The sequence below is a fragment of the Psychrobacter sp. M13 genome, assembly GCF_030718935.1.
Classification (GTDB): Bacteria; Pseudomonadota; Gammaproteobacteria; order Pseudomonadales; family Moraxellaceae; genus Psychrobacter; species Psychrobacter immobilis_G.
Window position 1 is genome coordinate 3071805 of the sequence record NZ_CP132194.1, and the last position, 22323, is coordinate 3094127.

Consider the following 22323-nt stretch of genomic DNA (forward strand, 5'->3'; position numbering starts at 1 on the left):
TGGCACTTTAGCCCAGCAAACCATTATGCAAAATCACAATAGCGGATAATTTAATAGATTATGCTAAGCTACTACTGGGAATAAAAATTTAATACTAAGGCTTTTTATGGCGAGTGTCTCTTTGATTAGATCTATTGTCTATACCAGCTTATTTGGTGCATCAGCTCTGCTAATGAGTGCCTGTAGCACTACGACTCCAGCTATTATACCTATAACGCCAGTGGTAGAAGCGCCGCGCGTGGCTTTAGTGCTAGGCGGTGGCGGGGCTAAGGGTTTTGCGCATGTTGGTGTGATTAAGGCTTTGGAAGAAAGCGGCATCACCCCAGACATAGTAGTAGGTACCAGCGTTGGCAGCTTAGTGGGTAGTCTCTATGCCAGCGGGATCACTGCTAATCGACTTGAGCAATTAGCCTTAACAACCGCTGATAATGAGCTGATTGATTTTACTTGGTCCAATCAAGGTTTTATTGAAGGCATTAAGCTTAAGAATTTTATTAATACCAATGTCATGGGACAGTCTATAGAAGATTTTCCGATTAGCTTTGCCGCGATTGCAGCAGACAGAGACACTTTAACCAAAGCCGTTTTTAGCACAGGTAATGCTGGACTTGCTGTACAAGCTTCTTGTAGCGTGCCCAATATATTTATCTCGCCACGCATTCCCGAAAAAATCGGTAAAAAATACATCGATGGCGGCGTGGTCAGCTTAGTACCCGTCGATAGCGCCTTTGACTTGGGCGCAGATATCGTCATCGCTGTCGATGTAACCGCTACTGATAGCAGGGCGCCAAAGACATCTAGTCAGATGTTGAATATTAAATCATTAGGCAGCTTTTGGGGTTTGTTAGAGCAAAACTTAACCACGAACACCACCAACGGCAAGCGTGCTAATACAGAGCTGAACCGTGCCGATATCATTATTACGCCAAAAGTTAGTCATATCAGCTCATTAGATACCAGCCAGCGCCGCGCTTTAATCGCCGCGGGCAATCAAGCAACCACCCTACAAATTGCTAATATTAAGCAGTTGATTACGGATAAATCCAAAAGCAAATATGCGAGGCTATAAAAAAGCACTACCCTAAAAAAGGATAGTGCTGCATGTTAAAAGTTGGGAACTATTATTAATTTAAAGCACTGTTAATTTAAAACGTCGTTAATTAAAAGACAGTTAAACTATCTATTTAACGCGCGCACGATACTTAACCATCACCGTGTCATTGAGACCCACGCCTTCTAGATTCCAGCGCACTGACTTGTAAAACTGTAAAGGGATCTCTTGATTTTGACCATTCATCTGGCCACGTAATGGCATCCGCGCAAAGGTGCTGTTATCAACACTTGCAAAAGCGAAGTCTGGTGCTACGCCGCCCAATAACTCAACTTGCTGAGGAATACTCATCGTAACCGTCATTTTACGTACACGATCAGCGTTATTATTAGTGAAATATCCATGATACTCCAACACATTACCTGACTGCAGACGAGTACTATTAGTGACTGGCGATAACGACTCCAGACCATTAGCATCAACAGTGATCAAGGATGCCGTAATTTTACTGCTTACTGCTTGCGCATTTGAAGCACTGTTATTTGAAGCGCTACTAGCGGCTATTTGCATAGCTATAGGATCAGCTGCTCCCTCTGGCGTTGGCAACATAGCTGAGGCTTGAGTGACAACCATAGCGCCAACTAGCGTACCAGCAACGACATGAAATAAGCGATGACCACTCCAAGCGGCGAAAGGATTAGCAAAAGAATTGGTTTTTTTCATGATATTTGAGATTCCTAATTAAGATATCGATAAAACAATAAGGATAAATACGGCGTCTTACAAACTAAAAATACAAATTAAGAAATAGTGGCGATTGTTTTAAATTATTTATATTCGAGAATATTCAGATTTAAAGTCAAGTATATAGCATAAAGATTAGGGTACAGCGCTTAGCATAACAAAAACTTTTTCTTAACACATTAACCCCGTGTTGAGGTTGTGTATAAAACAACTATCTACCTATTAGGGCTCACTATAATAACCGACTTGCTAAAATAAAAAGATAGCTCATAACTATAATTTTTGCTATGGTAATTCTATAATTGACAAGAATCTAGTCATTAAAAATCTGACTGTTAAAATACAGTTATTAAAATCGTCGTTGTTAAACTTGTTGTTGTTAAACTACAGCTATCCCCTTTTTCTCTCTACTACTTACTGTCCCTACTATGATGACTTGCGCCATGCCTAAGATCAACCCAGAATACGTTCATTGGTTCCGTAACTCGGCACCTTATATCAATACCCATCGCGGCAAGACTTTCGTGATCATGTTCGGTGGTGAGGCGGTCAAGCACCCTAACTTTAGTACCCTTATTCACGACTTTGCGCTACTGCATAGTTTAGGTATCAAGCTAGTACTCGTACATGGCGCGCGCCCGCAAATCGAGCACAACCTCCAAGAGGCCGGTATTGACTCGCCTCTACATAGAGATATTCGAGTCACACCGCGTATTGCTATGTCACCGATTCTGCAAGCGGTTGGCGCTATTCGTTTGCAAATAGAGGCGCAGTTATCCATGGGCTTGGCCAACTCTCCTATGTACGGCTCACGTATCGATGCGGTGTCGGGTAACTTTGTTACTGCACGCCCCTATGGCATCCGTGATGGCGTTGATTACCAGATGACGGGCGAAGTACGCTCCATCGATATCGATGCCATAAAAAACAACTTAGCTCATAATCATATCGTGATACTAGGATCAATGGGCTTTTCAGCGACGGGCGAAGTGTTCAATTTATTAGCTGAAGACGTCGCGCTTAGCGCAGCGGTAGCCTTGGAGGCGGACAAGCTTATTTTCTTAGGAGAGGAAGCTGATATTAATGATAATGGTCGCCCGCTGCATGAGATGATCCCTAATGAAGTCGATCGCTTTTTACGTGAGCGTGATGTCAATAATGAGATAAATTATTTCTTGCACTGTGCAAGTAGTGCCTGTCGTCAAGGCGTTCATCGCACGCACATTATCTCTTATGCCAAAAATGGTGCGCTATTAGAAGAGCTGTTCACCCGCGATGGTTCAGGGACTTTGATCAGTCACGATCCTTACGAAGAGATTCGCCATGCTGATATCGATGATGTGGTGGGATTGACTGAATTGCTTGCACCGCTAGAGGATCAAGGTATTTTAGTAGCACGTTCTCGCGAGCGCTTAGAGCAAGAGATTGATCGTTATAGTGTCATTGAGCGTGACGGCATGATTTTAGGCTGCGCTGCGCTGTATCCATTAGATGATAGCTCAGCAGAAATCGCTTGTGTCGCCGTACATCCTGATTACCGTAATGGTAGTCGCGGTACTGATTTGCTGGCGTTTTTAGAGCAGCAAGCGCGTAGCCACGGACTACACAAACTATTTGTATTGACCACGCGTACCGCGCATTGGTTTGTGGAGCAGGGTTTTGCAGAGGTTGATGCTGACAGCTTACCTGAGGCGCGCCAGCAGCAGTACTATAATGGTCGCAACTCAAAAGTGTTTCAGAAAAAGCTATAGCTTGCACTTTTAAGCAGTTATTCACTAAAAAATAGCCACTAAAAAGCCCTCATAGCAAAAACTATGAGGGCTTTTTTTAACCTAAAATCTAAGTCGGTTATTTTACTTTTAATAATTCCACGACAAATACTAAAGTGCTGTTAGGCTCGATACCTTGATTTCCTGCTTCGCCATAAGCGATGTCTGATGGGATATAGAACTCATACTTTGCACCTTCTTTCATAAGCTGTACGCCCTCAGTCCAGCCCGCGATAACTTGATTCAATGGGAATTCAACAGGCTCGCCGCGCTCATATGAGCTGTCGAACACTGTACCATCGATCAGTTTACCTTCGTAATTGACTTCGACTACGTCAGTTGCTTTTGGTGATTTACCTGTACCTTCGGTCAATATCTTATATTGCAAACCTGAAGCCGTTTCCATCACACCTTCTTTTTTAGCGTTCGCCACTAAGAATGCCGCGCCCGCTGTTTTGTTCTCTACGACTTTAGCTTCCATATCTTCTACAAACTTCTCTTCTTGAGCTTTTTGGTAATCCGTCAATACTTTTTCCATTTGCTCTTGCGTCAAGGCTGATTTAGTACCTTCATAGCCATCACGAAAGCCTTTTTCAAAAGTATCAAGATCTAAGTCCGCTATAGATTCCTTATTACCATCAGCCATCATGTAGCCCAAGCTATAGCCTACTTTTTGCTCAGCGGTACTTTGTTCTGTTATTGATACACTGGCAGCAGCCGTTTCTTTATTGTTAGTGCTACAGCCAGTCGTTAATAAAATAGCAGCGCTCAAAGCACTGATTGTTAAAGTAGTGATTTTTTTCATAAAATATTCTCGAGTTATCAAAAAGGTATGGATAATTATTTGAGGGCTATCATAACAAATCTTGGTTTTATGAACCATTAATAAGATAAAAATATTAAATCATTGTATATACTTTGTAACTAACAGCTATCTGTATAACAACTTATCACACAAATATGATGCTAAGTTAAGATTTCTATCTTTATTCAGTACATGATATCAGCTAAGCTGTATCTGCCTTATATTTGAATAGCTTAATATAATCATTTTATGATAGACAGCTTAGGGTTATACGATAATAATTTTGATTATTAATAACTTACATCATTACGGCACGACGTATTAGTTAATATCGATAATGAGAGTTAAAGTGCTTAAGAGTTACTTTACGCAACTGTTTACCCTAAAATGAATTGTTTTTTATCAAAATTTGAATAGTGGCAAACCTTACTATGATCTTAATTATACTGTTATGATACTTAGGTCGAAGCTTGATAGTTTAGGATAACTGTTAAGTATTCTTGCGATAATAGAATAATTTCAATTAGAACCCTACTCATATGCTAATTAATTCAAGAGTAATACTCCTCGCTACTAGCATATGATAATTTGAGGAAAAAAGGACGAATCCAATGCTTACATCATTCAACGGTTATCTTGGCGGGCCCATAGGCTCTATCATTGGTGCCATTTTAATTTTCATTATTGGCTGGCTAGTCGCCTTAGGTATTGCTGCTGTAGTACGCAATGTTTTAGCTAAAGTGAATGTTAATCAGCGTATGAACTCATCAACAGGTAAATCTTATGACATAGAGGGAATCATCTCTAAGGTTGTCTTTTGGTTTATCTTTATTATTGCCATTTCAGCGGCGCTTAATCAGCTGAATTTAAACTCTATCTCAGCACCATTTGCTAATATGGTTGGTCAAGTATTGAGCTTTATCCCAAATCTAGTAGCTGCTATAGCTATTGGTGTGATTGGTTGGGTTGTTGCAACGGTAGTGCGTACAGCAGTTACCGCTGGACTATCTAAGACATCAATGGATGAACGCTTAAGTGCCCAAGCTGGCGTTAAGCCTATGAGTAGTACTATTGCTGATATCATCTACTGGTTTATCCTATTGATCGTATTGACGATGGTATTAGGTCAACTAGAGCTCGACGGTTTATTCGCGCCTTTAAGCTTGATGGTTAGCCAGATATTTGACGCTATTCCTAATATCCTCAAAGCAGGTATCGTACTATTCATCGGTTATATCATTGCCAAAGTTGTCCGTGGTATTGTTACTAACCTTGTTTCTACCGTTAATGTACAAGAGCTTGCTTCAAAAGCAGGTTTGAGTGAGCAAAACAGTTTACCTAATATTGCAGGTTCATTAGCGTTTTTGTTAGTTATCATCCCAACGATTATAGCGGCACTTGAAGCCTTAAAAATAGAAGTTATCGCGCGTCCTGCGACCAATATGCTCAACAAAATCGTTGAAGCCTTGCCTAATATTTTTATGGCAATCGCTATCTTAGTCGTTACCTACTTCATCATGCGTATGGTTGCAGGTATTGTTAAGGGTCTCATCGAAAACACTCAGATCAACCAGTTACCCGCCAAAGTCGGCTTGCAAGAAACTATGGGCGACAAAAAGATCTCTGATCTAGTCGGTTACGCTATTATTTTCTTTGCCATGCTGTTTGCTTCTATCGCTGCAGCTGACCTGTTAGGCTTTGAAGCAATCTCAGCTATTATCACTATGTTTATCGCTTTTGGCGCAAACATTATCCTAGGCGCGATAATCTTATTTATCGGCTTTTGGTTGGCTAATATCATTGCAGGTGTGGTTGAGCGCTCTGAAAAAGGCTCACAATTCTTAGCCAATATCGTTCGTGTATTGATCATGGGCTTAGTGCTGGCTATGGGCTTAAAAGCCATGGGTATCGCTGATTCTATCGTTAATCTAGCCTTCGGTCTGACGCTAGGCGCCGTTGCCGTTGCTTTCGCACTATCTTTCGGTCTAGGTGGTCGCGATGCTGCTGCTCGTCTATTGAGCAAAATGCAAGACAAAATGGATGAAGAAAGCAAGAAAGCAAAAGCTAAATCAGCGCTACAACCAAGCAAATCTACTGAAGAAAAAGTTAAAGAATCTGTGAGCGATAACACGCCTGCAGCGCCTAGTACTTCGATGACTCCAAGTGCATCAGCTACTGATCTGCGTACGGACACGGTAGATACTAGTGATCTTAATACCAATACAGTAGACATCAATAATGACGCTAACAATGGCTCATTACCTAGTAGCGGTCTGATTGACGACACTAGTAAGTAAATTATAAATCTTTTCGTAAATATAAAAAAGACAGCCTAGGCTGTCTTTTTTTGCGTGTTATTTTCACTATAATAATGCTGTCGTAATACGATTGACTAAGACAACCAGTAACCCTCTTTGAATGTTAATCATTAGGAATATTTGCTGGAACAGTAAGGCTAAGGTTCAAGCTTGGCAGCTTAAGATTAGGTGTCGACTTAGAACTAACTTGGCTCTTTTTCTCTCTCGTCTGCTTAGGTTTTTGTTGCTGACTTAACCGCTGCAATTGCTTAGTCAGCTGACGCTCTTTGGCAGTCATCGCAACAATAGGTTGAATCCATAGATCTATATCGATAAAAGTACCTTCTTCATCTCCTATAAAGTCTATACCCATCACAATAACGTGATGTAACTCCTCTAGTGGCAGGCGTGTGGCTACTTCTTGGGCGACGGTGGCTAAGTTAGGTTGAATCTTTTGCCGACTTTGCTGCGCATTGGCTCCTTGACCATAGAATATTAACACATAGTGTCGTCCTAGACTCTCATAAGAGTGCTGATGCACTACATATCCCTGCTCTATCATCACAGCCGATTGCTTAGGGTGTTTATATATCGTACGCACCAGCTCATGCCGTGAAAACAGTGACTCATCTAGTAGCTGCTGCTGCCACTGCTTAGCCGACATAGCGGCGACTTTATCACTGTTATTAGCCTCAAGGCTAGTAGCTTTGACGTTGTTAGAACCTTCAAGCTTCTCATAAGTAAGCTCAATCATCTGTGTGCTCAGCTGCGACCACAGCATAGCGGCCTGTTGCATATGCTGCTGATACATCTGCGCGGTCGCACTGCCTTGCTTTTGCGCCAAACTCATAGTGATGAGCGCAGCATTAGGCTTGTCTTGAATAGCATAACTAATGACTGCATTATCTACGCTGATAGCTTGGGCAAACAATTTAGTACTATTTTTAAACTGCTGTAATAGCTTTTTTTCAGAGTCAAATGTTGCGATGCCTCTAATGATTGAATCTTGCAGCTGCTCGATATGATAGCTCAAAAATCGCCATAGATCACAAGGGGTCTTTAGAGTCGCTAGTGCCGCCTGCCAGTCTTGCCAGCTAAAGACTTGTAATGCACCGCTGGTTTCACTAATATCTAATACGAGCTCTTCCATAAAGTAGCTTGCACCAAAGCTATGGCTTAACTGCTGCGAGCTTTTTTTGTTCGTCTTGAACGTATTAGCTAGCGCATCATCGAGCCTGATATCGATGATGAGCACGCAATAGGACTGCTCATCTTGTTCATCCTTTTGCACACAGCGCTTTTGCCAAGCTAGTGCGGACTTGATGACGGCTTGGCGTGCGCCTTCGATAGCGCCCTTACTAGCCGCGGCAGGCAAATGCAAGGTACCGTTTAATAAACGTAACGTTCCTGATGGCAATAAATAGCTGGACTGTTGCAGCTGGCAGTTATCCTCTAAATTGCTCATTGCCAAAACAGCAATAGGCTCAGCGTCGATCTGCTCATAGCAAGCTAACTCATTTATTTTTTTGCTAATGTCGGAGTCGGTTGGTAACAGTTCAGGCACAGCGCTTACCTCATGTTATAAATTGAAAATAAATAAAAAAATATTAAGACCTCTATTTATAAACGGTAGTGTTACTTGGGCTTATATCGCTTTCACAGCTATGACTTGGTATGATGAAATGAGTTTACAAATAGGATTAAACATGAACCCTATTTAAAACAACCATTTGCTAAATTTTATTTGTATAACCAGCTTATTTCAGCCGTTATATTGATATATCATGTGGTACTTATAACCCTAATGCTATAACGAAATTTTTATGATAACAGGGATTAAAAATTATGAAACGTTTTAACGATAAAGTGGTCATTATTACTGGCGCAGATTCTGATATTGGACGCTCAACAGCGCTCAAATTTGCCAAAGAAGAAGCCAATTGTGTATTAGTTGGTATCAATCATGATTTATTAGAATACATCTATAAAGATCTCCCACAGGATCATACTTGGATCAATACAGGCAATCACCTTACTGTAACTTGCAAGGTCAATGAATCTTCACAGATCGAAGAGATGATAAAGCATGTGCTCGAAAAGTATGGCCACATCGATGTACTGGTCAATATAGATACTGAAATTGGCATTCATCAGTCTGTCATTCCAGAACTCATAAAGACCAAAGGTAATATCGTTAATGTTACCACACTTACAGATATACCAAGTGATTGGAACCTTGATGCTTATAATGCCGAAAAAGATAACTTTGACAAAACCACAAAAGACTTAGCTTTAAAAAATGCCGCAAGTGGCGTACGTATCAATGCTGTCGCGGCAGGTCTAGTCACAACAGATACTAGCTCTAACCCTTTCCTCAGCCATTGTCCGTTAGGAAGAACGGCCACGCCTAACGATGTTACCAATGCCATTGTATTTTTGGCGAGTAATGATGCTGCGATGATAACGGGAGTTAATTTGCCTATCGACGGTGGTATCAGTGCCTTAAACACATAATCACCAATAAAAAATCTTCTACTAATCAAAACTTATTCGGCATGGTATTAGCAGCCTAGCACAAGAATAATCAGAGAGAAGAGCCTCATCTAATCGGTACTATTGTTGATATCCTGTAGCGGCTTTGACAGACGCTCAGGATGACGAGGTATCACACCACGATACTGTTCATATATCTTTGGCAAGTCGATATCGATATCACCTGTAGGATATACCAACGCCAAAAAACGCACCTCTTTAGTATTATAATCAAGCGCTACTGGCAAGATAGGTACATTAGCCCCTACGGCTAAGTAATAAAAGCCCGTTTTCCAGCTTTGGGTGTAGTCACGCGTGCCTTCAGGCGACAAACCTAAAAATAGCGGCTCGCCGCTTTTGAATTTATCAATACTGGCTTGCAATACTGAACCTTTGACACTGCGGTTAATAGGAATAATCCCTGTCCAAGTCAATAGTTGCTTAAGTACAGGTACTTTGAATAGCGTATGCTTACCCATAATACTGATCTTTATATCCAGCGCAAATAGGCTAGGCAACGCATAAACACCGTCAACATTAGAAGTATGCGGCAGGGCTAAGACAACGGCTTGCGAGATATTAGGTATCTCACCAACCGTACGCCACCCTGCTACCTTCATTAGCCATGATGATATTGGCGGTACAATAGTGCCATTACGCTTAGGCACAAGGTTACCTAAGTCCTTTCTACGTAACTTAGGTAATATTTTGGAGCGAGTCGCTTGAGAACGGGCGGTAGGTTTAGAGAACATAGCAGCACTATAAAAAAAGAATTAATTCATCATAACATTTACACCTGTTCACTGAATTAATATTTGCCATAATTAGCAAAATATTTAACAGTATTTAAGGATGAAATTTGATCAGCGCTGCTATAGTAGATTGAGTTTTAAAACGCATAGCTTATAAAGCGATATCTGCCAAGTTACCTTTATGCTCAAGCCATGTCTTGCGATCGGCAGAGCGTTTTTTGGCTAAGAGCATATCCATTACGCTATTGGTCAATACCATATCATCCATATCGAGCTGTACCAATCGACGCGTATCGCGATTCATTGTGGTCTCACGCAATTGTTCAGCGCTCATCTCACCCAAGCCTTTAAAGCGAGTAATCTGCGCTTTTTTATTGCCGGGCACATTGGCTAATATATGCTCAAGCTCGCTTTCATCCAACGCGTAATGCACCTCACGACCAACATCAACTCGATACAGTGGCGGCATCGCGACAAACAAATGCCCTGCATCAACTAACGCAGGAAAATGCTTCACAAACAATGCGCAAATCAGCGTGGCAATGTGTAAACCATCAGAGTCGGCATCGGCAAGAATACAAACCTTGTCATAACGTAACTCAGACAAATCATCCGAGGCAGGATCAACCCCGATTGCGATAGCAATATCATGAATCTCTTGGCTCGATAGCACCGTATCTGAGGACACCTCCCACGTATTGAGGATCTTACCGCGCAAGGGTAATATCGCCTGATAATGACGATCGCGGGCTTGCTTAGCACTACCACCAGCGGAGTCACCCTCTACCAAGAACAGCTCTGCCCCATCACGCAAGTCACCACGACAATCCGCCAGCTTACCGGGTAATGCTGGGCCTTGGGTGATCTTCTTGCGAGCGACCTTTTTGGCAGACTTTAGGCGGCGACCTGCTTTGTTAATTGCCAACTCTGCAATTTGCGCACCTATATCCGCATGTTTATTCAGCCATAAGCTAAAGGCATCTTTAGCTAAAGTTTGCACCGCGCCAGCCGCTTCTCGACTCGATAAACGCTCTTTGGTCTGACCCGAAAATTGCGGCTCAGAGAACTTGAGCGATAAGATGTAATTGACCCCATCCCATACATCTTCTGCAGTCAGCTTAACACTGCGTGGCAATAAGTTATGAATATCACAAAACTCGCGTAACGCCTCTAAAATACCGGTACGCAAGCCATTGACATGCGTACCGCCTTGAGCCGTAGGAATGAGGTTAACGTAGCTCTCTTGCACAGGTGTACCGCCTTCAGGCAACCAAGATAGCGCAAAAGTAATCCCAGCGCGCTCGCCATCTTGAGCTTCATGATCATAATAAAAAGGCACATCAGGTAGCGTCTCTAAACCATCTAGTTGCTCTGCTAAATATTCAACTACACCATCAGTAAACTGCCAAACAATCTTTTCATTATTGATATCATCAACGAATTCAATCGTCAGACCAGCGGCTAATACGGCTTTGGCCTTGAGATTATGTTTGAGCTGTTTGATGTTAAATTTAGGTGTATCGAAGAAGCTACCATCCGCCCAAAAGTGCACTTTAGTACCACGCTTGCGTTTATTAGGACTGACTGATTCTACTAAACCAGTAACTGGTGCACCATTCTCTAGCGCCATATCATACTGGATAGCATCACGCCATACGGTGACTTCTAAGCGTGTCGACAAAGCATTGACCACTGAGATACCCACGCCATGCAAGCCACCTGATACTTGATAATTAGAAGTCGAGAACTTACCACCCGCATGTAAACGGGTTAATATAATTTCAATCCCTGTTTGCTTAAATTCAGGATGGATATCGGTTGGCATGCCGCGACCATCGTCTTCTACCGATAGCGAGCCGTCCTCATAGAGCTGTACTTTGATCGTTTTAGCATAGCCTGCTAAGGCTTCATCGACTGAGTTATCGATCACTTCTTGCGCCAAATGGTTCGGGCGCGTAGTGTCGGTATACATACCAGGGCGACGACGAACAGGCTCTAGTCCTTCTAAAACTTCTAATGATTGCGCAGTATATTGACTCACAAATGCTATCCTTAATTTTTATAAACTACTAATTCTATTACTCTATTATAGCTAAAAATGGGGCTGTCAGCACTGATAGTCAATAGCTTGCGTCATATAATGTCGTCTGTTAAATGAACAGCGCTCACTATAACTGTTTTAAAATTTCTAGCAGTTGTGGCAAATGCGCCTCAAAGTCACTAAAACGATGATCGCCACCTGCTTGTAGGGTCACGGTAGCGCCTTGCTGACGATAAAACGCAGCTGATAAATTCGCATCGAGTAATTCATCGCCTTTCTTGATCATGACTTCAACATCGCTTGGGTTTTCGACGGTTGATAATGTGTGACGCGTAAACCATTGTAAGTCAGCTTTAGTCAATGCCCAGCCACCATCAGTAGTATGTAGCACTCTATCTTGATAGCTGTCTGTCTTTAGAGCATTTGCTTCGCCTTTATCAGCATCAAAGCGCTGTAGGGTGATATGTGGTTGGGTGCTAGGGTTAATCAGTAGCGCAGGACAGCCTGTTTGATTACTGACTAAAGTGGCAAAGTAACCGCCTAATGAGCTGCCGACTAACACGACTTTAGAGCCTTTGCCCAATTCTTCTACTAGATGTACTAGCTTATCGAATACTACTTGTGGCGGTTGGTTTAGATCAGGACGATGTACGCTGATATCAGGATGATGCTGTTGGCAATACTCGTCTAATAATAGACCTTTAGTAGAATTAGCATCGCTATCTAAGCCATGAATATATATGAGGTTCATGCATGATCTCACTTATTAGGGTTGTTATATTTTTATAAAAACAAAGTCGATGCTAAAGAGAATAGCACGTAGGTATTGAGCTTAATAATAACAATATGGCACACTGATAGTCTTGAGTGGCACAATGGCGCTGCTAATTTGGCTATTTTTGCATAAGTGAACTTTTTATAAAACTAAAGTATTATGTAGCTAGAGACAGCAGAATGAGCGTGGTATCGCCATGACCCAACAAATCGAACTATTTGATATTGCAAATCCTTGTGTTAGCGTCTGCACGAGCAATAAAAAGGGCTATTGCTTTGGCTGCTTGCGTAGTCGTACCGAGCGTCAGCTATGGCTAAGCATGACTAATGAGCAGCGTCGTGAGGTGCTAAGACTAATAGCAGGCCGCAAACAGCGTATTGAGCAAATGCGACAGCTTAAAGGGCAGCAGTTGGGATTTGATTTTGAGGAAGTGGTTGAAGTTAGGGAGTTGTTTTAGAAAATAAAACCAAACGATAATATTTTTATCACAGTATCAATTTTTTTATTGAAGCTTTGTCATACAATTAAACCATAGTAGTTATTTAGAGCTGTAGCAAGCAAACTTCCAGCTACGCCTAACTCAATCTGCCAACTCGTATTAATTGCCTTAGATAACATTGACTCCATCCAAGATTTGACTGAAGGACCAAATTTATCCTTTTCAACTATAGAAAAACTTTGATCACTATCAATAGCATCTTTAAGTAAGTCGACGTCACTTCTATCAACTCCATTTTCCTGTAGAATTTTAGATAAAGTCTCAAAATCATTTTTTAAAATGCTATTCGTTACTTTTTGAGTATTTTCTGAGCCTAACAATATTGTTACATTGTCTCCAAATATAGCATTGTTAAAAAGGTTTGAAGCGTCAAATTTTCCAACTGCTTCCTTTAATTCTTTGTCGGATTCTATATCAGAAAACTCAGAATTTAACTCAAGAACAAAATCTAATAGACGTGATCTTACCTGCATTAGAATATTTGCAACACTAGCTACTGGTATTTCAGACCATGCTCTTTGAATTATAAATGAATTAGCCAAACCTTCACCAAGCAACCCATTGAATTCCATTGGTAATGATCTATAAAGCATGACATCATCACTGTCGGTCACCATTTTCTCAATTATAGCTAATGAATAAGCTATTTTAGCTTCTTCTAACGAATGCCTGAATTCATCATCTAAATGCTTCATAGGAATAGGATGTGAATTTACCTTGACCCCTGCTGTCAAATCCGTACAACTAAACTTGGGAGATTTTAGTTACGCAGCCTGACGATAAAAGTCAAACCATACTTGCCTTGGCGTTTTATAGCCCAAGCCCTTTTGAATCCTCGTTTGGTTGTAGTACAGCTCAATATAGCCAATGATATCGCTGATCGCTACAAACCTTGTTTTATAGTCTTGGTGATATACCAGCTCATTCTTCAATGTGCCCCAGAAGCTTTCTATTGGCGCATTGTCATAGCAGTTGCCCTTACCACTCATCGAGCCTGTAAACTGATGCTGCTTGATGATCTTGTGGTAGGCATGACTACAATACTGGCTGCCTCTGTCAGAGTGAACTATTAGCTCTGATCTTGGGTGTTTGTTCTTGATTGCCATATTGAGTGCACGGCAAACTAAATCAGCGGTCATACGCTTATTGATAGCGTAGCCGACCAGCTCTTTGGTGTATAAATCTTTCACTCCGGCTAAGTACAGCCAGCCCTCATTTGTCCAGATATAAGTAATATCACTGACCCAAGACTCATTGGGACGCTTAGCATCAAACTTCTGATCCAGCACATTTGGATAGACCAGCTTATCGTGATTGGAGTCAGTAGTGACTTTAAAGCGTTTATGACGACGGCACTTGATGTCATGTTCTTCTTTGATACTTCTAACCATGTACAGGCTAATATCATGCCCTTGCTCCGTCAGCTTTGCATGCAGTCGCTCAACACCGTAGCGCTCACAAGTTTCGCTGTGAGCGGCTCTAACCAATAGCTCAGACTGGTTACGATGTATCCGCTGGTCGCTGATATCACGACTCAGCCAGTCGTAGTAGCTCGATAGCCTAACACTTAGCACGCGGCACATAATGGTAATGCTAAAGAGTGGCTGGTTGTCTTTAATAAAGACGTACTTCACTAACTGTGCTTTGCGAAGTACGCGGTGGCCTTTTTTAGGATCTCTCGTTCCTCCTCGGCAACTTTAAGCTGTCGTTTGAGGCGCTTGTTCTCTTCCATCACGGCCATAAGCTGTGGATCGTACTGCTCAGTCCCTTTAAGCTTGCCTTGATTGGCTTTGTTATGCCAATTAGATAAGGTTTGCATCGCTATGCCAAGCTGCTTTGCGGTCGCTGAAATATTACCGTTGTTGTCCGCTATCTTCTTGACGGCTTCGGCTTTAAATTCGTCGCTGTAGGTTCTTACTTTCTTGGTCATGGTAAACTCCTTGTCGAGTCGCTAGTTTACCAAGTTTATCTCTACGGTTTCTTCAGCATAGCTCACCTGATAAGCTCCATTTGCTGCCGAAACACGCACTTGGGCTGGAATAATACGGTAATCAGGTAATTCATCATCTTGGCTATACCCATTCAGTTCTTTATTTACCCATATTACTAATTCTTTGTGCCCCATCTTATGAAGAAGAACCTTTGTTTTGATCAGAGCATTACTTAGAATACCATCATCAGAACTTAATATTTCAATGATTTCATCTACTAGTTTCATTAATGATTCTCTATTATTTATTTAAGACTTGTCTGTGTTTTCTGCTTTAGTTTAGTTAATCAATATAGTCTTCGGTAATAAAGTAATACCTTAAAAGATGCTGATCTAGTTTCAATGCAATTGAACGTAATTGTTTACTCATTATAGTTACTTGACTGATGGAAAATCCTACACTCTCTCCATGTGCTACTTTGTTTCTAGCGTCTCTAACATTATGAAACTCTAAAACCTCTGCATCACTTAAGTTTAAATGAAAACCGTCTACTAGAACAGCAGGAATATCATTAGCGCTCATATTAGCTAACTTACTTAATAACATTTTAGTACCATACCCAGTAAAAAGATCAGTAGGGAATCGATAACCTGTACTGTCTAGCTTCTTCGATGCTTCTTTATATCGCTGATGATAGGCAGGTTTATTACCTAACCGAACCTTTTTTTTAGTAAATTCTATTTCATCATCATCTCGCAAAATTTGCTTACGTGCTCTGCTATTAGCTTTTTCAACAAAAGCGTTTTTTCCTCCATGAAATTCAATTAACTCCTCAATTACATTGGAAACATATGACTCGAAAAAGCTAAAATTACTAATAAGTATGTATCTGGATAGCTTCGTTTTATAACCTATAGATTTCTCTCTTAACTGTTTTTTCACTCTTTCTTGTTGTTTATCATCAGGAGATTCCAATGCACCATAATAATCAGGTTTTACAAGTGATGTTACTACCCCTTTATCGTGTAAGGTTAAAGTTCGCTTTAAAGTAGGAACAGCATTACAGACAAGCACAGAAAACTCGAAAGTATCTTGTGTTTGCTCTTTCCATTTTAAAAATGATTTCGTATAAGCGTTAAGTCTTTTCAAGCTTATTCCTCAATAACTTATTAACAATTTTTTTAATTATATTAGTCACTTAAGTTGCAATTCATCAATATAGCAATAAAGGCTTCATCATCCAATCTTTCAAACTATACATATTGTACTATATAAAAGCATTAAACTAAATTCAGCACAAAGAAAAGCCCCCTTCGCGTTAGCGAAGGGGGCAAGTCTAAGAATAGAGAGCTGACGATGACCTACTCTCACATGGCCGGAGCCACACTACCATTGGCGCTAAGACGTTTCACTTCTGAGTTCGAGAAGGGATCAGGTGGTTCCGTCTTGCTATTGTCGTCAGCAAAGGGGGTTAGATATGAGTCTGTTTGTTTTACTTATTTGACTAAGTATCACTATCCTAACTGAATCAAGGATAAGGTGATATCGATATAATGCTTTATATACAAAACCACTTGGGTGTTGTATGGTCAAGCCAAACGAGCAATTAGTACAGGTTAGCTACACACATCGCTGTGCTTCCACACCCTGCCTATCAACGTCGTAGTCTTCAACGGCTCTTTAGGGAAATCTTATCTTGAGGTGGGCTTCCCGCTTAGATGCTTTCAGCGGTTATCCCATCCGAACGTAGCTACCGGGCAATGCCATTGGCATGACAACCCGAACACCAGTGGTTCGTCCACTCTGGTCCTCTCGTACTAGGAGCAGCTCCTCTCAAATTTCCAACGCCCACGGTAGATAGGGACCGAACTGTCTCACGACGTTCTAAACCCAGCTCGCGTACCTCTTTAAATGGCGAACAGCCATACCCTTAGGACCTGCTTCAGCCCTAGGATGAGATGAGCCGACATCGAGGTGCCAAACACCGCCGTCGATATGAACTCTTGGGCGGTATCAGCCTGTTATCCCCAGAGTACCTTTTATCCGTTGAGCGATGGCCCTTCCATACAGAACCACCGGATCACTAAGACCTACTTTCGTACCTGCTCGACTTGTGGGTCTCGCAGTTAAGCGCGCTTTTGCCATTCTTCCAACCTCCCTAAACCCTCTTACATCTCTCCCAACTACCCCACCTAACCAAAACTTCTTCTCCCTCCCCCCTACCCCACCCCCCCCCCCAACCCAATACACTTACATAACACATCTTAACTCCCCCCCCCATCCTTTATTACAAACCCCTCAATCACCCCCCCCCCCCCCACTCTATCATTCCAACCCTACCCCCCCCCACACCCATCCCCCTACCTTACCTAACCCCATACCTCATACTACCCTTAACCTTTTACAAACTACACTCTCTTTACCCCCCTCACCCCAACCCCATCCCTCAAACCTCCAACCATCTAACCATATATCTCCCCTCTATACCAACAACAACCCAATCTTACTTCCCCAACCCTCCCTTCAAATCACAACTTCCCTAACACTAACCTCCTCAAAACATTATCAACCCCTCACCACCCACAACAACCCCAACCCCCCAACCCCCCCCCACCAACACCCCCCACACCACCAAACAAAACCCAAAACAAAAAACCACCCAAACCCCCCCCACCAAACAAACACCAACCCCCACCACCACAAAAACCCCACACCCCCCACCACAAACCAACAACCCCCCACCACACTAACCCCAAAACAAACCAACCCCACCACAACACCCCAACCCAAAAACAACCCCACCCCCAACACCCCCCACACCCCAAACCACAAACACCAACAACAACCCCACCCAAAAACCACCCCCAAACCACAAACCCAAACCCACCCCAACCCACACCACCCCACCCCCCCCAAAAAACAACACAACAAAACCACCCCAACCACAACCCAACCCCCCCCCCCCCACAACATCACCCAACCCCCACCCCCCCCCACCCAACCCACCCCCACCCCCCCCCACCCACCCAACACCAAACCACCCCCCAACAACCCACCAACCAAACCCCCCCCAACACACAAACAACACAAAAAACACCCAACCAAAACCCACCCACCACACCACCCAAAAAAACCCCCCCCCCCCCCCCCCCCCCCACAACCCCCCCCCCCCCCCCCCCCCCCCCCCCCCCCCCCCCCCCCCCCCCCCCAAACCCCACCACCCCCCCCCCCCCCCCCCCCCCCCCCCACCCCCCCCCCCCACCCCCCCCCCCCCCCCCAACCCCCCCCCCCCCCCCCACCCCTCACTCACGTGATACCTCCAGCATGCCTTACGACACACCTTCACAGGCTTACACAACGCTCCCCTACCACTTGAAAACAAATTCAAATCCGCAGCTTCGGCTCCTAGTTTGAGCCCCGTTACATCTTCCGCGCGGGCCGACTCGACTAGTGAGCTATTACGCTTTCTTTAAAGGATGGCTGCTTCTAAGCCAACCTCCTAGCTGTCTATGCCTTCCCACCTCGTTTCCCACTTAACTAGGAATTTGGGGCCTTAGCTGGCGGTCTGGGTTGTTTCCCTCTCCACAATGGACGTTAGCACCCACTGTGTGTCTCCCGGATATCACTCATCGGTATTCGGAGTTTGCATCGGTTTGGTAAGTCGGTATGACCCCCTAGCCGAAACAGTGCTCTACCCCCAATGGTGTTCGTCCGAGGCGCTACCTAAATAGCTTTCGGGGAGAACCAGCTATCACCGAGTTTGATTAGCCTTTCACCCCTATCCACAAGTCATCCCCTGGCTTTTCAACGACAGTGGGTTCGGTCCTCCGGTGTCTGTTACGACACTTTCAACCTGCTCATGGATAGATCACTCGGTTTCGGGTCTATGCCCTGCAACTAATTCGCCCTATTAAGACTCGGTTTCCCTACGGCTCCCCTAAATGGTTAACCTCGCTACAGAACATAAGTCGCTGACCCATTATACAAAAGGTACGCAGTCACTCCAATAAATTGAAGCTCCTACTGCTTGTACGCACACGGTTTCAGGTTCTATTTCACTCCCCTCACAGGGGTTCTTTTCGCCTTTCCCTCACGGTACTGGTTCACTATCGGTCAGTCAGGAGTATTTAGCCTTGGAGGATGGTCCCCCCATCTTCAAACAGGATTTCTCGTGTCCCGCTCTACTTAATATGTCATCTCTAGAATTTAAAATACAGGACTATCACCTACTACGGTCAGCTTTCCCACGCTGTTCTTCTATTCTAGAAACAATCGGCTTCTCCCCGTTCGCTCGCCGCTACTTGGGGAATCTCATTTGATGTCTTTTCCTAAGGGTACTGAGATGTTTCACTTCCCCTCGTTCGCTTCCCATACAAGTATGGAATACCTATCTTATGATAGGTGGGTTTCCCCATTCAGAAATCTCCGGATCACAGGATATTGCCGCCTCCCCGAAGCTTATCGCAGGCTGTCACGTCTTTCATCGCCTCTGACTGCCAAGGCATCCACCATGTGCGCTTAATTACTTGACCATACAACCCCAAAGGGTCTTTGTCAGCAATTATAACGATATCACCTAATTTATACGCTTGATTCAGTTCTCTTTACTTTTTTAATAACCCACCCCTGGGATAACAACTGATGTCGTTAAGAGGTGAGTTATTAAGGTTAGAAAGAAACGCGTGAACACGCTCTTTCTAACCCAGACTCATATCTATGTTTTTAAATAGTTCCTACGCTCTCGTCGAGTCGTAAGCTCTGTATAAAACAGAAAGAAATAATCAATCTTACCCTCAGGTAAGGTGAATCATTTGTTTCTATTTATACTCATTGTCTATATTAGCATTTATTAATGTATGGTGGAGCCAAACGGAGTCGAACCGTTGACCTCCTGCGTGCAAGGCAGGCGCTCTACCAACTGAGCTATGGCCCCGTAATAAAATGGTAGGCCTGGGCAGACTTGAACTGCCGACCCCCGCGTTATCAACACGGTGCTCTAACCAGCTGAGCTACAGGCCTGTAAGAGGCATATACCTCATGCTAATATTTAAGCTAACTAAAGAACAACTTGTTGTGAATTCTTGCCAAGTGGATGCGTCTATAAGGAGGTGATCCAGCCGCAGGTTCCCCTACGGCTACCTTGTTACGACTTCACCCCAGTCATCAACCACACCGTGGTGAGCGCCTCCCCTAAGGTTAGGCTACCCACTTCTGGTGCAATCAACTCCCATGGTGTGACGGGCGGTGTGTACAAGGCCCGGGAACGTATTCACCGCGGCATTCTGATCCGCGATTACTAGCGATTCCTACTTCATGGAGTCGAGTTGCAGACTCCAATCTGGACTACGATAGGCTTTTTGAGATTCGCATCACATCGCTGTGTAGCTGCCCTCTGTACCTACCATTGTAGCACGTGTGTAGCCCTGGTCGTAAGGGCCATGATGACTTGACGTCGTCCCCGCCTTCCTCCAGTTTGTCACTGGCAGTATCCTTAGAGTTCCCGGCTTAACCCGCTGGTAACTAAGGACAAGGGTTGCGCTCGTTGCGGGACTTAACCCAACATCTCACGACACGAGCTGACGACAGCCATGCAGCACCTGTATTCTAATTCCCGAAGGCACTCCCGCATCTCTGCAGGATTCTAGATATGTCAAGACCAGGTAAGGTTCTTCGCGTTGCATCGAATTAAACCACATGCTCCACCGCTTGTGCGGGCCCCCGTCAATTCATTTGAGTTTTAACCTTGCGGCCGTACTCCCCAGGCGGTCTACTTATTGCGTTAGCTGCGTCACTAAGTCCTCAAGGGACCCAACGACTAGTAGACATCGTTTACGGCGTGGACTACCAGGGTATCTAATCCTGTTTGCTACCCACGCTTTCGAGCCTCAGTGTCAGTATTATGCCAGAAGGCTGCCTTCGCCATCGGTATTCCTCCAGATCTCTACGCATTTCACCGCTACACCTGGAATTCTACCTTCCTCTCACATACTCTAGCACGACAGTTTCAGATGCAGTTCCCAGGTTGAGCCCGGGGATTTCACATCTGACTTATCGAGCCACCTACGCTCCCTTTACGCCCAGTAATTCCGATTAACGCTTGCACCCTCTGTATTACCGCGGCTGCTGGCACAGAGTTAGCCGGTGCTTATTCTGCAGCTAATGTCATCGCATATGGGTATTAACCATATGGTCTTCTTCACTGCTTAAAGTGCTTTACAACCAAAAGGCCTTCTTCACACACGCGGCATGGCTGGATCAGGGTTGCCCCCATTGTCCAATATTCCCCACTGCTGCCTCCCGTAGGAGTCCGGGCCGTGTCTCAGTCCCGGTGTGGCTGATCATCCTCTCAGACCAGCTACAGATCGTCGCCATGGTAGGCCTTTACCCCACCATCTAGCTAATCCGACTTAGGCTCATCTAATAGCGAGAGCAACAAGTTGCCCCCTTTCTCCCGTAGGTCGTATGCGGTATTAATACGAGTTTCCCCGTGCTATCCCCCACTACTAGGTAGATTCCTAAGTATTACTCACCCGTCCGCCGCTCGACGCCTACTAGCAAGCTAGTATCGTTTCCGCTCGACTTGCATGTGTTAAGCCTGCCGCCAGCGTTCAATCTGAGCCATGATCAAACTCTTCAGTTTAATCTTGCTATGTAACCCTTTAAAGAGGTCACTAAACTTGGCTCATCTATTCTGGCAAAATCGCTAAAAATTATGTTCGTAATGAATTAACTTTGAGTTTTTCTGCTGTCTTAGATGATAAATTTTTATAGTTAGAATCAACTCCGAAAAGAAGTCTCAACCAACTTTATTTATGCATCCTGACTCAGCAAAAATCCACACAAGTTGTTCTTTAGTTAAGCTTTTAAATAGTAACCACTTCTGTCGTCCAGTAAGTAGTTTGTATCAGTATTCTTGTCTGGCTATTCGGCTCTAAACCATGTGGCTTATGCTGTTTAGCGAGCTGACTATCATAACACAATCGATAAGTCTGTCAAGCTTTTATTTTATTTCTTTATAATTTGTTTCATCCGATTTGCTGTCATTATCACTAATATCTCTTAGTGTTTAACTTCTAGCTCGTCTTGATGAGGTGCGTATTATAGACGCTTTAATTATGTTGTCAAGA

General features: G+C 43.5%; 15 protein-coding genes, 2 tRNA genes, 2 rRNA genes and 1 other annotated feature. Of the genes, 5 read left to right on the top strand and 14 right to left on the bottom strand.

Features of this window, described 5'->3' with window-relative positions:
* The first annotated feature begins 106 nt into the window (after positions 1-106).
* The gene (locus tag Q9G97_RS12970) at positions 107-1069 is read left to right on the top strand and encodes a patatin-like phospholipase family protein (protein ID WP_305899145.1); all 963 of its coding nucleotides are present in this window, start codon (positions 107-109) and stop codon (positions 1067-1069) included.
* Positions 1070-1180: 111 nt separating this feature from the next.
* Here Q9G97_RS12970 and Q9G97_RS12975 read toward each other — a convergent pair whose 3' ends face one another.
* Complete coding sequence (locus Q9G97_RS12975; RefSeq protein WP_305899146.1) at positions 1181-1774, bottom strand: hypothetical protein; 594 nt, start codon at positions 1772-1774, stop codon at positions 1181-1183.
* A gap of 449 nt (positions 1775-2223) precedes the next feature.
* Between Q9G97_RS12975 and argA the strand changes: the two genes are divergently transcribed.
* Entirely contained in the window at positions 2224-3546 is a 1323-nt protein-coding gene (gene argA / locus Q9G97_RS12980) for an amino-acid N-acetyltransferase (protein WP_201570580.1), read from the top strand.
* Between the two features lie 97 nt (positions 3547-3643).
* Here the strand turns inward: argA and Q9G97_RS12985 are convergent, their stop codons facing one another.
* Positions 3644-4369, bottom strand: coding sequence for an FKBP-type peptidyl-prolyl cis-trans isomerase (locus tag Q9G97_RS12985; protein ID WP_305899147.1), 726 nt, complete (start codon positions 4367-4369; stop codon positions 3644-3646).
* Positions 4370-4980: 611 nt separating this feature from the next.
* Here Q9G97_RS12985 and Q9G97_RS12990 point away from each other — a divergent pair.
* Positions 4981-6666: a mechanosensitive ion channel gene (locus tag Q9G97_RS12990; protein ID WP_305899148.1), complete on the top strand. Its 1686-nt coding sequence runs from the start codon at positions 4981-4983 to the stop codon at positions 6664-6666.
* Between the two features lie 124 nt (positions 6667-6790).
* On the opposite strand, the gene Q9G97_RS12995 is transcribed toward Q9G97_RS12990, so the two are convergent.
* A complete protein-coding gene (locus Q9G97_RS12995) occupies positions 6791-8230 on the bottom strand; it encodes a hypothetical protein (protein WP_305899149.1) in 1440 nt (479 codons plus the stop codon).
* A 281-nt stretch (positions 8231-8511) separates the two neighbouring features.
* Here Q9G97_RS12995 and Q9G97_RS13000 point away from each other — a divergent pair, with 281 nt between their 5' ends.
* A complete protein-coding gene (locus Q9G97_RS13000) occupies positions 8512-9180 on the top strand; it encodes an SDR family oxidoreductase (RefSeq protein WP_305899150.1) in 669 nt (222 codons plus the stop codon).
* Positions 9181-9269: 89 nt separating this feature from the next.
* Here the strand turns inward: Q9G97_RS13000 and Q9G97_RS13005 are convergent, their stop codons facing one another.
* The 3 genes from Q9G97_RS13005 to Q9G97_RS13015 form a co-directional block, all read right to left on the bottom strand.
* Positions 9270-9950, bottom strand: coding sequence for a lysophospholipid acyltransferase family protein (locus Q9G97_RS13005; RefSeq protein ID WP_305899151.1), 681 nt, complete (start codon positions 9948-9950; stop codon positions 9270-9272).
* A 151-nt stretch (positions 9951-10101) separates the two neighbouring features.
* Entirely contained in the window at positions 10102-11991 is a 1890-nt protein-coding gene (gene parE, locus Q9G97_RS13010; protein WP_305899152.1) for a DNA topoisomerase IV subunit B, read from the bottom strand.
* A gap of 127 nt (positions 11992-12118) precedes the next feature.
* Positions 12119-12742 carry a YqiA/YcfP family alpha/beta fold hydrolase gene (locus Q9G97_RS13015; RefSeq protein WP_305899153.1) on the bottom strand — a complete coding sequence of 208 codons (624 nt, stop codon included), beginning with the start codon at positions 12740-12742 and terminating at the stop codon, positions 12119-12121.
* A gap of 220 nt (positions 12743-12962) precedes the next feature.
* On the opposite strand from Q9G97_RS13015, the gene Q9G97_RS13020 reads away from it, so the two are divergent.
* Entirely contained in the window at positions 12963-13223 is a 261-nt protein-coding gene (locus Q9G97_RS13020; RefSeq protein ID WP_305899154.1) for a DUF1289 domain-containing protein, read from the top strand.
* 59 nt (positions 13224-13282) lie between these two features.
* Here the strand turns inward: Q9G97_RS13020 and Q9G97_RS13025 are convergent, their stop codons facing one another.
* The 8 genes from Q9G97_RS13025 to Q9G97_RS13060 all read right to left on the bottom strand — a co-directional run bounded on the left by Q9G97_RS13025 (position 13283) and on the right by Q9G97_RS13060 (position 21836).
* A complete protein-coding gene (locus Q9G97_RS13025) occupies positions 13283-13999 on the bottom strand; it encodes a hypothetical protein (protein WP_305899155.1) in 717 nt (238 codons plus the stop codon).
* A 30-nt stretch (positions 14000-14029) separates the two neighbouring features.
* Positions 14030-15195 (bottom strand): IS3 family transposase gene (locus tag Q9G97_RS13030; protein ID WP_305899156.1). Its coding sequence is split into 2 segments (ribosomal slippage): positions 14030-14937 and positions 14937-15195, totalling 1167 coding nucleotides; the frame shifts between segments, so codons are not numbered across the junction.
* A gap of 21 nt (positions 15196-15216) precedes the next feature.
* Positions 15217-15483, bottom strand: a complete 267-nt coding sequence (locus Q9G97_RS13035) for a hypothetical protein (protein ID WP_305899157.1) — start codon at positions 15481-15483, stop codon at positions 15217-15219.
* A 55-nt stretch (positions 15484-15538) separates the two neighbouring features.
* Positions 15539-16345, bottom strand: coding sequence for a HEPN domain-containing protein (locus Q9G97_RS13040; RefSeq protein ID WP_305899158.1), 807 nt, complete (start codon positions 16343-16345; stop codon positions 15539-15541).
* A gap of 199 nt (positions 16346-16544) precedes the next feature.
* Positions 16545-16659 (bottom strand): 5S ribosomal RNA (gene rrf, locus Q9G97_RS13045).
* 122 nt (positions 16660-16781) lie between these two features.
* Positions 16782-19728: a sequence feature (mutual gap in cmsearch alignment for this rRNA model is longer than 100), on the bottom strand.
* A gap of 325 nt (positions 19729-20053) precedes the next feature.
* Positions 20054-20129, bottom strand: a tRNA-Ala gene (locus Q9G97_RS13050).
* A gap of 9 nt (positions 20130-20138) precedes the next feature.
* Positions 20139-20215: transfer RNA gene (locus Q9G97_RS13055), tRNA-Ile, on the bottom strand.
* Positions 20216-20297: 82 nt separating this feature from the next.
* A 16S ribosomal RNA gene (locus Q9G97_RS13060) occupies positions 20298-21836 on the bottom strand.
* Between the last annotated feature and the right edge of the window lie 487 nt (positions 21837-22323).

Excerpts from the sequence above, each read along its gene's own strand:
- Q9G97_RS12970 (WP_305899145.1), top strand. The coding sequence starts at position 107 with ATGGCGAGTGTCTCTTTGATTAGATCTATTGTCTATACCAGCTTATTT.
- Q9G97_RS12975 (WP_305899146.1), bottom strand. The coding sequence starts at position 1,774 with ATGAAAAAAACCAATTCTTTTGCTAATCCTTTCGCCGCTTGGAGTGGT.
- argA (WP_201570580.1), top strand. The coding sequence starts at position 2,224 with ATGATGACTTGCGCCATGCCTAAGATCAACCCAGAATACGTTCATTGG.
- Q9G97_RS12985 (WP_305899147.1), bottom strand. The coding sequence starts at position 4,369 with ATGAAAAAAATCACTACTTTAACAATCAGTGCTTTGAGCGCTGCTATT.
- Q9G97_RS12990 (WP_305899148.1), top strand. The coding sequence starts at position 4,981 with ATGCTTACATCATTCAACGGTTATCTTGGCGGGCCCATAGGCTCTATC.
- Q9G97_RS13000 (WP_305899150.1), top strand. The coding sequence starts at position 8,512 with ATGAAACGTTTTAACGATAAAGTGGTCATTATTACTGGCGCAGATTCT.
- Q9G97_RS13005 (WP_305899151.1), bottom strand. The coding sequence starts at position 9,950 with ATGTTCTCTAAACCTACCGCCCGTTCTCAAGCGACTCGCTCCAAAATA.
- Q9G97_RS13015 (WP_305899153.1), bottom strand. The coding sequence starts at position 12,742 with ATGAACCTCATATATATTCATGGCTTAGATAGCGATGCTAATTCTACT.
- Q9G97_RS13020 (WP_305899154.1), top strand. The coding sequence starts at position 12,963 with ATGACCCAACAAATCGAACTATTTGATATTGCAAATCCTTGTGTTAGC.
- Q9G97_RS13035 (WP_305899157.1), bottom strand. The coding sequence starts at position 15,483 with ATGAAACTAGTAGATGAAATCATTGAAATATTAAGTTCTGATGATGGT.